We start from the raw sequence: 13,854 nt of genomic DNA, 5'->3' as shown, positions 1-13,854 counted from the left end.
AAGCCGGCCGTTAAGGCTCAGCCCCGGTAGGCGCGCGCCGAGACCCGCGCTAGGGTCGCGCCATGGTCCCGTCCTCCGAAATCTCGTCCTCCGAAGTCCTGGCCGCCCGCGCCGTCGACATCCTCTCCACCCTGGTGGCCTTCGACACCACCTCCCGGCTGTCCAACCTGGCCCTGATCGAGTGGGTCGAGGCCTATCTGGCGGACCTGGGCGTCGGCTCGCGCCGGGTGCCCAACGCCGACGGGACCAAGAGCAACCTGCTGGCCAGCATCGGTCCGGAAATCCCCGGCGGCGTCGTGCTGTCGGGCCACACCGACGTGGTGCCGGTCGACGGCCAGCCCTGGAGCAGCGACCCGTTCGTCCTGACCGCGCGCGACGGGCGGCTCTACGGCCGGGGGACCTGCGACATGAAGGGTTTTCTGGCCCTGGCCCTGGCCGCCGCCCCGGACCTGGCCAAGGCCCGCCTCGACCGCCCGGTCCACCTGGCCTTCTCCTATGACGAAGAGGTGGGCTGCCTGGGCGCGCCCGACATGATCGCGGTGATCGACCAGGAACTGCCCCGCCCCGCCCTGGTGGTGGTCGGCGAGCCCACCGACATGGTCGCCGTGCGCGGCCACAAGGGCATCGCCAGCTTCCGGGTCACGGTCACGGGCCGCGAGGCCCATTCCAGCCTGACCCATCTGGGCGTCTCGGCCAACATGGTCGCCATCAAGCTGATGAGCCATCTGGTCGAACTGTCCGAGCGGCTGGAGCGCGAGGCCGACCCCGCCTCGCCGTTCACCCCCAAGGGCGCGACCCTGACCGTCGGCCAGATCAACGGCGGCACCGCGGTCAACATCCTGGCCCGGGAATGCGTGTTCATCTTCGACCTGCGGGTCCCGGCGGGCCAGGACCCCAAGGCGATCCTGGCCGACTTCTTCGCCCTGGCGCGAACGCTGGACGCCGAGGTCAAGGCCAAGGCCCCGGAGGGCGGGGTGCGGGTCGAGACGCGGTCGATGACCCCGGCCTTCGCGCCGGAGGTCGACGGCGCGGCCGAGACCTTCGCCCGCCGCATCGCCGGCGACAACGGCCCGCCGCGCGTGGTGCCCTACGCCGCCGAGGCCGGTCAGTTCCAGGGCGCGGGCTTCTCGACCGTGATCTGCGGTCCCGGCTCGATCGACCAGGCCCACCAGCCCGACGAATATGTCGAGATCAGCCAGATGGAGCGCGGCGCGGCCTTCATGCGCCGCCTGATCGAGGACCTCTCAGCGGCTTGATCACGCTGCGCATGCGCAGCAGGTCCAGGGGATTCCAGGTCATGGCCGCGGCGATCTCGCCGACGGCGGCGGTGCGTCCGGCCTGAAGTTCGCGCCGGGCGGCCAGGGCGGGGCCCAGGTCCTTCAGCGCCGCCACGATCCCTCGCCAGGCGGGCGCCGCCTCGCCGCGCGTCAGGTGCCGGACCAGCAGGACCAGGGTGGCCAGCACGTGCAGCGGCGCGGTCCACCACAGGGCCGACGGCGTGTTCTTCACATAGACCCAGATGCGGTTGCGCGATCCGTGGAAGAGCGAGAAGTCGGACCGCACGCCGGTCGAGGCCGAGCCGACGTGATCGACCACCGCGCGCGGCGCCAGCAGGGTGGGCTCCCCGATTAGCCGCAGGCGATAGCCCAGGTCGACGTCCTCGCAGTAGCAGAAGAACCGCTCGTCGAACCCGCCCATCCGCAGGAACAGCGCGCGGTCGATCAGCATGGCCGCGCCGCAAGCCGAGAAGGTTTCGCCTTCGGGCACGGCGGGCGGGGCGGGGTTGTGATAGCCGCCACGATAGGGAAAGCCCGCCAGGGTCATGACGTCGCCCGTGCCGTCCAGCAAGGCGGGTTCGGCGGCATCGCGCTGCAGCGAGGCGAAGCAGTTCACCTCGGGGCGCCGCCGCGCCATCGCCACCAGTTGGTCCAGCCAGTCGGGGGCCGGAAAGGCGTCGGGGTTGAGCAGGGCCAGCCAGCGGCCGCGCGCTTCCCGCGCCGCCAGGTTGTTGCCCGCCGCGAAACCGAGATTGGCGCCCGGCAGCAACAGCCGGATCGCCGGATCGGCCGCCGCGGCCGCCTGGGGCGCGCCATCGCTCGAGGCGTTGTCGACCAGCAGGATCTCGAAATCGCCGAAGATCTGCTCCCGCAGGCCCTTCAGGCAGCGCGCCAGGGTCGGGCCGCTCTGATAGGCGACGATGACGACGCTGATCAGAGGCGGCGCCTCGCTCTTGCCATTGCCGGTCGGGCGAGCCATGCGTGGCGAACTCATTCCAAGGGGTCCGATTGATGAAGATCACGCCGGCGGCGATTCCCGAGGTGCTGCTTATCACGCCCACGCGCCATGGCGACGAGCGTGGTTGGTTTTTGGAGACCTTCCGCCAGTCGGCCCTGGACGAGGCCGGCTTTTCGGGCGGCGTCTTCGTGCAGGACAACCACGCGCGCTCGACCCGGCGCGGCGTGGTGCGCGGCCTGCATTTCCAGGCGCCGCCGCGCGCCCAGGACAAGCTGGTCCGCTGCGTGCGCGGCGCGATCCTCGACGTCGCGGTCGACATCCGCCGAGGCTCGCCGACCTTCGGCCGCTGGGTCGGCGCCGAGCTCTCGGCCGACAACGGCCGCCAGCTGCTGGCCCCTAAGGGCTTCGCCCACGCCTATTGCACCCTGACCGACGACTGCGAGGTGATCTACAAGGTCACCGACTACTACGCGCCGGAGACCGAGGGGACCTTGCGCTGGAACGACCCGGCCCTGGCTATCGACTGGACCCTGCCGGCCGACGCGATCACGACCAACGCCCGCGACGCCGCCGCGCCGCTGTTGGCCGAACTGAGCACGCCCTTCGCCTACGGCGCGTCCGCGTGAGCGTCGCGGACCTGACCTGGAGCTCGCCGGACGGCCTTGCCCTGCACGCCCGCGACTACGCGCCGACCGCGCCGGTCTCCGGCGCTCCGGTGATCTGCATCCACGGCCTGACCCGCAACGCCCGCGACTTCGAGGACCTGGCCCGGCGCGTCGCCGCTCTCGGCCGCCGGGTCATCGCCGTCGACGTGCGCGGCCGAGGCCGCTCCGCCCGCGATCCGCAACCGCTGAACTACCATCCCGGGACCTACGCGATGGACGTCGTGGCCCTCCTCGAGGCGACGGGGATCGAGCGGGCGACATTCATCGGCACGAGCATGGGCGGGATCATCGCCATGGTGCTGGCCTCGATTCGGCCCGAGGCCATCGCCGGCGTGGTGCTGAACGACGTTGGTCCCGAACTCTCGCCGGTGGGCCTGGCCCGGATCGGCGGCTATGTCGGCGGCGACTCGGCCTTCGCGACCTGGGACGAGGCGGCCGCCTACGCCAAGACGATCAACGGCGCGGCCTTTCCCGACCACGACGACGCCGACTGGGCGGCGTTCGCCCGTCGATTGGTGGACGAGACGCCGGAAGGCGCCCTGGTCCTGGCCTACGACCCCGAGATCGCCGCGCCGTTCAAGGCCGCCGACCCGGAGGCGCCGCCGGCCGACATGACCCCGCTGTTCCGCGCCCTGGCCGCCTGCGGGCCGGTGTTGCTGGTGCGTGGCGAAATCTCCGACCTGATCGATCCGCCGATCGTTGAGCGCATGCGCGCCGCGGCGCCGGCCATGACCTATGCCGAAGTCCCGGGCGTCGGCCACGCGCCGATGCTGACCGAGCCCGAGGCCTGGGACGCGATCGCCGCCCTCCTGGCCGAGGCCGACTGACCGTCCGGCGGCTATCGAAGCCTCGCGGCAGATGATATTCCGCAAGCGTGCGCAGGCTGAAGGATTAGGGCGTGAAGATACTGGTCACCGGCGGCGCGGGCTTCATCGGCTCGGCGGTCTGCCGCCTCCTGCTCGGCGAGACGGGCGACCAGGTCGTCAATGTCGACAAGCTCACCTATGCCGGCAGCCTGACCTCGGTGGCCGAGGTCTCGGCCTCGCCCGACTACGTGTTCGTTCAGGCCGACGTCGCCGATCGCGCCGCGATGCAGGCCGTCTTCGAAACCCATCGCCCCGACGCCGTGCTGCACCTGGCCGCCGAGTCCCACGTCGACCGCTCGATCTCCGGGGCCGGTCCGTTCATCGAGACCAACATCGTCGGCGCCTATGTGATGCTGGACTGCGCCCTGGACTACTGGCGCGGCCTGACCGGCGCGGCCAAGGACGCCTTCCGCTTCGTCCATGTCTCCACCGACGAGGTCTATGGCAGCCTCGGGGCCGAGGGGCTGTTCGAGGAGACCACCGCCTATGCCCCGACCTCGCCCTATTCGGCCTCCAAGGCCGCGGCCGATCACCTGGCCCTGGCCTGGTTCCACACCTACGGCCTGCCGGTGCTGGTCTCCAACTGCTCCAACAACTACGGGCCCTATCACTTCCCCGAGAAGCTGATCCCGCTGATGATCCTGAACGGCCTGGAGCGCCGGCCCCTGCCGGTCTACGGCGACGGGGGCAACATCCGCGACTGGCTGTTCGTCGAGGACCACGCCCGCGCCCTGCGCATGATCCTGGAGACGGGCCGGCCGGGCGAGAAATACAATGTCGGCGGCCGCAACGAGCGCAACAATCTCCAGGTGGTTCAGACGATCTGCGATCTGCTGGACGAGCTGGCCCCCAGCGTCGACGGCTCGCACCGCGACCTGATCACCTTCGTCGCCGATCGGCCCGGCCACGACCGCCGCTACGCCATCGACGCGACCAAGGTCGAGACCGAACTGGGCTGGCGGGCCCGCGAGACCTTCGAGACCGGCATCCGCAAGACCGTCGAATGGTATCTGGCCCGCGCCGACTGGTGGGCGCCGCTGCGAGCGGCCTATGACGGCCGACGGCTGGGCCTGCCGGCCGCCAAGGCCGGTTGAGGCCGATGACCGGACCCATCCTCGTCTTCGGCCGCGACGGCCAGGTGGCCCGCGAACTGGCCGACCTCGCCGAGGCGAGCGGCCGCGCCATGACCTTCGCCGGGCGTGGGACCCTGGATCTGTCCGACCCCAAGGCGGTCGACAGCGCCATCGAGGGCCTGATCGCCGAGATCGGCCCCGGCGCGGTGATCAACGCCGCCGCCTACACAGCCGTCGACCGGGCCGAGGGCGAGCCGGACGCCGCCTTCGCTCTCAACCGCGACGCTCCGGCCGCCATGGCCAGGGCCTGCGCGGCGCGCGGCCTGCCTTTCACGCACTTCTCGACCGACTACGTGTTCGACGGGACCCTGGACCGGCCCTATGTCGAGACCGACCCCACCGGTCCGACCGGCGTCTACGGCGCCAGCAAGCTGGCCGGCGAACAGGCCGTTTCGGCGGCCGGCGGCCCGGCGATCACCTTGCGCACCTCGTGGGTGTACGGCGCCCATGGGGCCAACTTCGTCAGGACCATGCTGCGCCTGGCCGGCGACCGCGACGAGATCGGCGTCGTCGCCGACCAGATCGGCCGCCCGACCTGGGCCCGCGACTGCGCGCAGGCGGCCCTGCTGGCGACCGACGCCCTGGCGCGCGATCCCGGGCTGGCCGGGGTCTATCATCTCAGCGGCGCCGGCGACGCCAGCTGGGCCGACCTGGCCGCGGCGATCTTCGCGGAGTCGGCGCGACGCGGCGGCCCGACCGCCCGCGTGCGAGCGATCACCACGGCCGACTATCCCACCCCCGCCAAACGCCCGGCCAATTCGCGCCTGGACTGCGGCAAGATCGAAACCGCCCTGCCCTGGCGCTGTCGCCCCTGGCGCGAAAGCCTGGCCGCCTGCATGAACGAGATGGAGTTCTAGTCGCCCATGAAAGGCATTGTCCTCGCCGGTGGATCCGGCACGCGCCTCCATCCCCTGACCCTGGCCGTCTGCAAGCAGCTGCTGCCGATCTACGACAAGCCGATGGTCTATTACCCGATCAGCACCCTGATGCTGGCCGGGATCCGCGACATCCTGATCATATCCACGCCCCGCGACGTCCCGCTGTTCAAGGCGCTGCTGGGCGACGGCTCGGCCTGGGGCGTGCGCTTCGACTACGCGGTGCAGGACACCCCGCGCGGCCTGGCCGACGCCTTCATCGTCGGCGACGCCTTCATCGGCGACGACAAGTGCGCCCTGGTGCTGGGCGACAACCTCTATTTCGGCCACGGCTTGAGCGAGGCCCTGGCCCAGGCGGCCGCCTCCGACGCCGGCGCGACGGTCTTCGCCTATCACGTCACCGATCCGCAGCGGTATGGCGTGGTCGATTTCGACGCCGACGGCCAGGCCGTGTCGCTGGAGGAGAAGCCCGCCGCGCCGCGCTCCAACTGGGCGGTGACGGGCCTCTATTTCTACGACCGCCAGGTGGTCGAGATGGCCCGCGCCCTCAAGCCCTCGGCCCGGGGCGAGCTGGAAATCACCGACATCAACCAGCTCTATCTCGAAAAGGGCCAGCTGTCGGTCGCCAAGCTGGGCCGCGGCTACGCCTGGCTCGACACCGGCACCCACGACAGCCTGGTCGAGGCCACCGAATTCATCCGCGCCATCGAAAAGCGCCAGGGTCAGAAGGTCGGCTGCCCCGAAGAGGCCGCCTTCAGCCAGGGCTGGATCTCGGCCGAGCAGGTCGCCGCGCTAGGAGCGGCGATGGGCAAGACCGAATATGGCCAGTACCTGGTGCGGCTGGCGGGAGGCTAGGCGGCGCCCGCCCACTCGACTCGCACCTCTGGATCATCCTCGACCCTCGTCGCTTCCAACCGCGCGAACGCCGCCGGGTCCAACAGCCGCCCCGCCGCCCAGACCGCCGCCCCCCGCACCACGGGCGACGGATCGGCCAGCAGCGGCTCGACCACCGCCATCAGCCCCGCGTCGCCGCTGTTGCCGATCGCGTAGAGCACGTTGCGCACGAACCGGTCGCGGCCGATGCGCTTGACCGGGCTCTTGCTGAACAGGGCGCGGAACGCCGGGTCGTCCAGCCCGGCCAGCTCCGCCAGGGACGATCCCTTCAGGGTCTCGCGGGCGTGGAAGGCCATCTCGCTGGAGAGGCTGGCGAACTTGTTCCACGGGCAGGCGGCCAGGCAGTCGTCGCAGCCGTAGATGCGGTTGCCCAGGGCCTGACGGAACTCGACCGGGATCGGGCCCGACAGCTCGATGGTCAGGTACGAGATGCAGCGCCGCGCATCCAGCTGGTAGGGACCGGGAAAGGCGTTGGTCGGGCAGATGTCCAGACAGGCCTGGCACGAGCCGCAATGGTCGCGCTCGGGCGGATCGGCCGGCAGGTCCAGGGTGGTCAGCACCGAGCCCAGGAACAGCCACGAGCCGAACTGACGCGAGACCAGGTTGGTGTGCTTGCCCTGCCAGCCCAGGCCGGCGCGCTGGGCCAGCGGCTTTTCCATCAGCGGCGCGGTGTCGACGAACACCTTCACCTCGCCGCCGAACCGGCCGTGCATCCAGCGGGCCAGGGCTTTCAGCCGCTTCTTGATCACCTCGTGATAGTCGTCGCCCTGGGCGTAGACGCTGATCGCCGCCCGCGAGCCGTCCTCGAGGGCCAGCAGCGGATCGTGCTCGGGGCCGTAGTTGACGCCCAGCACCACCGCCGTCCTGGCGTCGGTCCACATGGCGGTGGGGTGGGAACGCCGGTCGAGCGTCTCCTCCATCCAGCCCATGTCGCCGTGGAAACCCTCGGCCACGAATTCCCGCAGCCAGCCGCCGTTGGGCCAGGCGTCCGAGGCGCTGGCGAAGCCGCACGCGTCGAAACCCAGCCGCAGGGCCTCGGCTCGGATCTCGTCCCTCAGCGCTTCATTGGGGTGGCAAGGATCTGAGAACACTCGGCTGACCGGTCTGTGGGCCGCCCTCTTCCTTCGACAAGCTCGGGATGAGGGCTACTTTTGCGGCGTCGGCGGTCGTATTCCTCATCCTGAGCCTGTCGAAGGACGAGGACTACGCTCCACCGGTCTTACGCGCCGGAACGCCTAGAAGTCGAGATCGTCATAGTGCGCGACCGGCGCCAGGCCCGGCCAGCGATCGGCCAGGATGGGTCGGAAGGCGGGCCTGGACTTCAGCTTCATGTACCAGGTCTTGGTCGTCGGGAAGTCCTTCCAGGGCACGTCGCCGAAATAGTCGATCACCGACAGGTGGGCGGCGGCGGCGAAATCGGCCAGGCTCATGCGCCGGCCGGCCAGCCAGTCGCGGGTGTTCAGCAGGCCTTCGATGTAGTCCATGTGCTGGCGCAGGGCGTCACGGCCCCGACGCAGCGACGACAGGTCCGGCGCGCCCAGCCGCAGCAGGCGCTTTTCCATCTTCTCGTGCAGCAGGAAGCCGTTGACCTCGTTGTCGAACTTGCGGTCGAACCACTGCAGCAGGCGGCGCGCCTCGGCCCGCTCGCCCGGCTCGCGGCCCAGCAGGGCCGGTTCCGGATCCTGTTCCTCGATGTGCTCGAGGATGGCGCGGGTCTCGGCGATCACCGTGGTGCGCTGGTGCTTGGTCTCGACCAGCACCGGCGGCACGCCCGACGGGTTGAGCTTGAGGAATTCCTCCGGGCCCTCCCAATAGCGCACCTGGACCTCGACGAACGGCAGGCGCTTCTCGGCCAAGGCGAGGCGCACCTGGCGCGAGGCCGGATCCAGGGGGAAGTGGTGAAGGGTTCGTTCGACGCTCATGCCCACGCGCATTCAGGCTGCATCGTTCGATCGATGCGCCGTTTTGTTTAACAAGAACTTGCTGAACACCGGTCTTCCGTCGACTTCGCGACTAAATTCGGGCCGTTTGACCTGAAGGGCCGGCGTTAACTCTTACGCTCAAGCTTTGGCGTTCATCCGGCCGATCAGGTTGGTCGTGCTCTGGCCGGCCTTCAATTCGGCCAGCACCACCTTGCCGCCGTAGCCCAGCACGACGTCGGAGCCGACCACGGTCTCGACCGTGTAGTCGGCGCCCTTGACCAGCACGTCGGGGCGGAAGGCCCTGATCAGGTTCAGCGGGGTCTGCTCGTCGAACAGCACCACCAGGTCCACCGACGACAGCGAGGCCAGCACGGTGGCGCGGCCGGTCTCCTTCTGCACGGGCCGGGTCGGACCCTTCAGGCGCTGGACCGAGGCGTCGGTGTTGAGGCCGACGATCAGCCGGTCGCACGCGGCCTTGGCCTGGGCCAGCAGCGAGACGTGGCCGGGGTGCAGCAGGTCGAAGCAGCCGTTGGTGAAGCCCACCTTCAGGCCCCGCGCCCGCCAGCTGGCGACGACGGCCAGGGCGCCGTCGAGGTCGGCGATCTTGTCGGCGATCGGGTCGGCGTGCTCGCCGTGGGCCAGGCCGACCAGCTCGTCGGCGGTGACCACGTCGGTGCCCAGCTTGGCCACCACCAGCCCGGCGGCGAGGTTGGCCAGGCGAGCCGCGTCCAGCGGACTGGCGCCGCGAGCGAGCGAAAGCGCCAGGGTCGCGGCCACGGTGTCGCCGGCCCCGGAGACGTCGAACACCTCCAGGGCCGTGGCCGGCAGGTGGACGGGGGCCTCGCCGCGCACGGCCAGGGTCATGCCCGCCCCGCCCCGGGTGATCAGGGCGGCGGCCAGGTTGGGGGCCGTGGACAGGATGGCGTCGGCGGCCTCGGCGGCGGCCTCGTCGCCGGCCCCGGCCACGCCGGTGGCCTCGGCGGCCTCCCGGCGGTTCGGCTTGATCAGGGTCGCGCCGTCATAGCGCGTGAAGTCGCGGCTCTTGGGATCGACGATCACCGGCTTGCCGGCGGCGTTGGCCGCGGCGATGGCGGCCTTCAGCACCACCGGGGTCAGCACGCCCTTGGCGTAGTCGGACAGCACCACCACGTCGACCTCGCGCAGGTGGGCGCTGAACGCCGCCAGCAGGGCCTGGCCGTCGGCCTCGCCCTTGTCCTCGCGATCGGCGCGCAGCATCTGGTGCGAGCCGGAGATGTAGCGGGTCTTCTCGGTGGTGCGGCGCTGGGCGTCGACGATCAGGGCCGAATCCAGGCTGGGCTCGCGGTCGATCAGGCCGGTCAGCACCCGGCCGGCGTCGTCGTCGCCGACCACGCCCACCAGCACCGCCCGCCCGCCCAGGGCCGCGACGTTGCGGGCCACGTTGCCCGCTCCGCCCAGCATCACCGTCTCGCGCTCGACGGCGATCACCGGCACCGGCGCCTCGGGCGAGATGCGGTCCACCGCGCCATAGACGAAGCGGTCCAGCATCACGTCGCCCAGCACCAGCACGGTGGCGCCCGAAAAGGCTCGCGGCAGCTTGGCCAGGGTGTCGTCCATCAGGTCGGTCGCTCTAACGTCACAGGGAGTAGCGCCATTTGGCCCCGTGGAGCGCGGTCGGCAAGCCCGGCGATGCGCGTTCAGTGCGGCGGCGCCTCGCCGAACGCCCCGCCATGCGGCTCGGCCACGCCGCGCGGATCGGGATGCAGCAGGATGTCGGCGGCCGGAAACCGCTCTAGAACCCGGTTTTCGGCCGACACCATCACCGCGTGGGCGACGCTCAGGGGCAGGGCCGGATCCAGGTCCATGTGCGCCTGGACGTGCATGTAGGGTCCCGAGGCGCGCGTGCGCACTTGGTGGACGCCCAGCACGCGGGGGTCGGCGGTCATCAGGGCGATGATCGTCTGGCGGTCCTCCAGCGGCAATTCGTGGTCCATCAGCTGGTGGGCCGCCTCGCGGAACACGCCGATCGCGCCCCACAGCAGCCACAGCGCCACGATCAGGCCGGCGGCGGCGTCCACCCAGGCCAGGTGCAGCAGGCTGGCCGCGCCGACGCCCACCAGCGACACGGCGTTCGAGGCCAGGTCGGCGGCGTAGTGGGCGCGGTCGCCCGACACCGCCACCGAGCGGGTCTTCTTGGTCACCTCGGTCTGGGCGCGGATCAGCATCAGGGTCAGGAGGATCGAGGCGACCATGACCCCGACGCCCAGCATGCCGTGCTCCGGCGGCTGGGTCCTGAACAGGGCGCGGATGGCCTCCTGGCCGATCAGCGCCGCCGAGGCGAACACCAGGCCGCCCTGGGTCAGGCTGGCGAAGGCCTCGGCCTTGCCGTGTCCGAAGCGGTGCTCGGCGTCGGGCGGTTCGGCCGCGTAGCGCACCGCGTAGAAGGTGATCAGCGAGGCCACCAGATCCAGGCTGCTGTCGGCCAACGAGGCCAGCATGGCCACCGAGTGGCCAGCCAGCCAGGCCGCGCCTTTGATCAGGATCAGCACCGCCGCCACGGCCACCGACAGGGTCGTGACCCGGCGGGTGAGGACCAGGGACTCGGCGGCGGTCAGGGCGGGCGTGGAGACGGACATGCCCGCTGTTTAGCAAGGCTGAGCGCGCAGCCACAGCGCGAACGACTCGCGCTTTCCTCCCCGCATCGCGGGGGAGGTGGCGCGATGCGAATACACATCGTGACGGAGGGGGCGTTCCCGCCGCACGACGCCCCCTCCGTCTCGTCGCTTCGCGCCGAGCCACCTCCCCCGTTGCACGGGTGAGGAGAGGTTCAAGCCGCCGCCTTCGTCCTCGGCCCCACATAGACCGACTGCGGGCGCACCAGCTTGCCGGTCGCCAGCTGCTCGCGCGCGTGGGCGATCCAGCCGGCCGTGCGGCCCATGGCGAACACGCAGGTGAAGCTGGCCGGCGGCAGGCCCAGGGCCTCCAGCAGCAGGGCGGTGTAGAACTCGACATTGGTCTCCAGCGCGCGGTCGGGCTTGCGCTCGCGCAGGATCCGCAGGGCGGCCTGCTCCACCGCCTCCGCGAACGCCAGGCGGCCGGGCACGGCGTTCGAGGCCAAGCTCGCATTTTGGGCCAGCTGGCGGATCGCGGCCTTCAGGGCGTCGGCGCGCGGGTCGCGGACCCGGTAGATGCGGTGGCCGAAGCCCATCAGCCGGTCGCCGCGCGCCAGGGCGTTCAGGAGCCAGGCCTCGGCGTTGTCGGGCGTTCCGATGGCGTCCAGCATCTCGATCACCGGACCGGGCGCGCCGCCGTGCAGCGGGCCCTTCAGGGCCGAGATCCCGGCCAGCACCGCCGAGGTCAGGCCGGCGCGGGTGGAGGCCACCACCCGGGCGGCGAAGGTCGAGGCGTTCAGGCCATGGTCGCAGACCGTGACCAGATAGGCGTCCAGCGCCCTCGCCTCCCCGTCCGTGGCCGGGACGCCGCGGGTCATCGCCAGCATGTCGGCGGCGTGCGACAGGGCCGGGTCCGGGGCGACCGGCGACTGGCCGCCGGCGACCCGCAGCACGGCGGGGGTGAAGACGGCCGGGGCGGCGATCAGCAGCAGGGCGGTGTCCAGCCCGTCGCCGTCCGGCAGGCGGGCGATCAGGGCGCGGACGGCCTCGACGGGATCGCGCTTGGCCAAGCCCTCGTCCAGGGCCGCGACCTCGGCGAAGGCGCGGACCCGGGCCGCCCCCAGGGCGGGGGCCAGGTCCGAAGGCATGGCGTCGAAGAAGCCGTCGAGCAGCAGGTGGGCGACGTCCTCGAACCCAGCGCGGTGCGCCAGGTCCTCGACGGCGTAGCCCCGGATGGTCAGGCGGCCGGCCTGGCCGTCGACATCGGACAGCACGGTGTGGGCGGCGACGACGCCTTCCAGGCCTTCAGCGGCATGGGCGGCGGCTTGGGGGGTGGAAAGACCCTTGGACATGGAAATAGGTCTCCTTTCGCCGCCCAATCCACGCCCGCGAGACTTGATCGTCAATCTTGATCAATGTAATCAATATAAATGGCCGAATGGATCGACGCGGAACAGGCGATGGCGACGCTGGGGGTGCGGGCCCAGACGCTGTACGCCTATGTCAGCCGGGGCCGGGTCGGCGCGGCCGCCCATCCGGACGATCCGCGCCGCAGCCTCTACCGCGCCTCCGACGTCGCCGCCCTGGCCGCCAAGAAGGCCCGGGGCCGGCGCGCCGCCGACGTGGCGGCCGAGGCCATCGCCTGGGGCGAGCCCGTGCTGCCCTCGGCGATCACCACGGTGGAGGGCGGGCGGCTGTTCTATCGCGGCCAGGACGCCGTGGACCTGGCCCGCATGCACAGCCTGGAGCAGGTGGCCCGCCTGCTGCGCGGCGGCCACGGCGCGCCGCTGACCGGGTCCGAACCGAAGAAGCCCAAGAAGGGCGAGACGCCGCGCGCCCGGCTGTTCTCGACCCTGGCCGCCCGGGCCGGGATCGATCCGCCGGCCCGGGGCCGCGCGCCTCTAGCCTTGGCCATGGAGGCCGCTGGCCTCTTGGAGGCCGCCGCCGACGCGGTGGCCGGCGCGGTCGGCGAAGGCGCGATCCATCGACGGCTCGCCGACGCCTGGAGCCTGGACGCGTCGGGCGCGGACCTGGTGCGCCGGACCCTGGTGCTGCTGGCCGACCACGAGCTGAACGCCTCGACCTTCGCGGTACGGGTCGCCGCCTCGACCGGCGCCTCGCTGGCGGCGGCCTCCCTGGCCGGGCTGGCGGCGCTGTCGGGACCCCTGCACGGCGGCATGGCGGCGCGGGTCGAGATGTTCGTCGACGAGGCCGAGCGGCGCGGACCGGCCAAGGCCGTGGCCGAGCGCCTGGCCCAGGGCTCGGCCATGCCGGGCTTCGGCCACCCGCTCTATCCGGACGGCGATCCGCGCGCGGCGGCGTTGCTGGGCGCGTTCAAGGTTCCGGCCATGCTCGCCGAGCTGCGGGCCGAGACCGAGGCCGCCACCGGCCTGGCCCCCAACATCGATTTCGCCCTGGTCGCCATGGCCCGCGCCCTGTCCCTGCCCGCCGACGCGCCGTTCAGCCTGTTCGCGGTGGGGCGGATGGCGGGCTGGCACGCCCACGCGATCGAGCAGCTGCAGACGGGCAAGCTGATCCGGCCGCGGGCGCGGTACATCGGTCCGAAGCCGGCAGCCTAAGTCCCTCCCCCCATGGGGAGGCGGCGCGAAGCCGCCGGTGGGGGGAGAAGACCCACCTCGGCCAACTCCCCCCACCGTCGGCTGCGCCGACACC

13 protein-coding genes and 1 pseudogene are annotated in these 13,854 nt (G+C 71.5%); 7 read left to right on the top strand and 7 right to left on the bottom strand.

The genetic code is table 11. From position 1 onward, the window contains the following. Positions 1 to 62 precede the first annotated feature (62 nt). Entirely contained in the window at positions 63 to 1,256 is a 1,194-nt protein-coding gene (gene argE / locus ASD38_RS01445) for an acetylornithine deacetylase (protein ID WP_056456971.1), read from the top strand. On the opposite strand, the gene ASD38_RS01440 is transcribed toward argE, so the two are convergent. Continuing rightward, positions 1,219 to 2,256, bottom strand: coding sequence for a glycosyltransferase family 2 protein (locus ASD38_RS01440; RefSeq protein ID WP_056443403.1), 1,038 nt, complete (start codon positions 2,254 to 2,256; stop codon positions 1,219 to 1,221). The genes argE and ASD38_RS01440 overlap by 38 nt on opposite strands. Positions 2,257 to 2,288: 32 nt before the next feature. Between ASD38_RS01440 and rfbC the strand changes: the two genes are divergently transcribed. The 5 genes from rfbC (at position 2,289) to rfbA (ending at position 6,629) form a co-directional block, all read left to right on the top strand. Then, positions 2,289 to 2,861, top strand: a complete 573-nt coding sequence (rfbC, locus tag ASD38_RS01435; protein ID WP_056456969.1) for a dTDP-4-dehydrorhamnose 3,5-epimerase — start codon at positions 2,289 to 2,291, stop codon at positions 2,859 to 2,861. Next, a complete protein-coding gene (locus tag ASD38_RS01430) occupies positions 2,858 to 3,727 on the top strand; it encodes an alpha/beta fold hydrolase (protein WP_056456964.1) in 870 nt (289 codons plus the stop codon). Before rfbC ends, ASD38_RS01430 begins: the two co-directional genes overlap by 4 nt. Before the next feature lie 71 nt (positions 3,728 to 3,798). After that, a complete protein-coding gene (gene rfbB / locus ASD38_RS01425; RefSeq protein ID WP_056443392.1) occupies positions 3,799 to 4,860 on the top strand; it encodes a dTDP-glucose 4,6-dehydratase in 1,062 nt (353 codons plus the stop codon). Between the two features lie 5 nt (positions 4,861 to 4,865). Beyond that, positions 4,866 to 5,756, top strand: a complete 891-nt coding sequence (gene rfbD / locus ASD38_RS23645) for a dTDP-4-dehydrorhamnose reductase (protein WP_056456963.1) — start codon at positions 4,866 to 4,868, stop codon at positions 5,754 to 5,756. 6 nt (positions 5,757 to 5,762) lie between these two features. Beyond that, positions 5,763 to 6,629, top strand: a complete 867-nt coding sequence (gene rfbA / locus ASD38_RS23640) for a glucose-1-phosphate thymidylyltransferase RfbA (protein ID WP_056443387.1) — start codon at positions 5,763 to 5,765, stop codon at positions 6,627 to 6,629. On the opposite strand, the gene queG is transcribed toward rfbA, so the two are convergent. The 6 genes and pseudogenes from queG to ASD38_RS01390 form a co-directional block, all read right to left on the bottom strand. Next, positions 6,626 to 7,759, bottom strand: coding sequence for a tRNA epoxyqueuosine(34) reductase QueG (gene queG, locus ASD38_RS01410; RefSeq protein WP_056456962.1), 1,134 nt, complete (start codon positions 7,757 to 7,759; stop codon positions 6,626 to 6,628). The two genes, rfbA and queG, sit on opposite strands and share 4 nt — an antisense overlap. Next, a pseudogene (locus ASD38_RS24970) lies at positions 7,723 to 7,848 on the bottom strand (hypothetical protein); the annotation flags it as partial. The gene queG and the pseudogene ASD38_RS24970, both read right to left, overlap by 37 nt. Positions 7,849 to 7,903: 55 nt before the next feature. Next, complete coding sequence (gene fzlA, locus ASD38_RS01405) at positions 7,904 to 8,590, bottom strand: FtsZ-binding protein FzlA (protein WP_056444149.1); 687 nt, start codon at positions 8,588 to 8,590, stop codon at positions 7,904 to 7,906. A gap of 138 nt (positions 8,591 to 8,728) precedes the next feature. Next, positions 8,729 to 10,186, bottom strand: coding sequence for a D-glycero-beta-D-manno-heptose-7-phosphate kinase (rfaE1, locus tag ASD38_RS01400; protein WP_056443381.1), 1,458 nt, complete (start codon positions 10,184 to 10,186; stop codon positions 8,729 to 8,731). An 80-nt stretch (positions 10,187 to 10,266) separates the two neighbouring features. Beyond that, entirely contained in the window at positions 10,267 to 11,205 is a 939-nt protein-coding gene (locus ASD38_RS01395; RefSeq protein ID WP_056443377.1) for a cation diffusion facilitator family transporter, read from the bottom strand. Positions 11,206 to 11,396: 191 nt separating this feature from the next. Next, positions 11,397 to 12,533: a citrate synthase/methylcitrate synthase gene (locus tag ASD38_RS01390; RefSeq protein ID WP_056443374.1), complete on the bottom strand. Its 1,137-nt coding sequence runs from the start codon at positions 12,531 to 12,533 to the stop codon at positions 11,397 to 11,399. A 78-nt stretch (positions 12,534 to 12,611) separates the two neighbouring features. Here ASD38_RS01390 and ASD38_RS01385 point away from each other — a divergent pair, with 78 nt between their 5' ends. Continuing rightward, the gene (locus tag ASD38_RS01385) at positions 12,612 to 13,760 is read left to right on the top strand and encodes a citrate synthase (protein WP_056456959.1); all 1,149 of its coding nucleotides are present in this window, start codon (positions 12,612 to 12,614) and stop codon (positions 13,758 to 13,760) included. Positions 13,761 to 13,854: the final 94 nt, after the last annotated feature.

The sequence above is a fragment of the Caulobacter sp. Root487D2Y genome (assembly GCF_001427165.1).
Lineage (GTDB): Bacteria > Pseudomonadota > Alphaproteobacteria > Caulobacterales > Caulobacteraceae > Caulobacter.
This window is presented reverse-complemented; position numbering and strand designations above follow the sequence as displayed.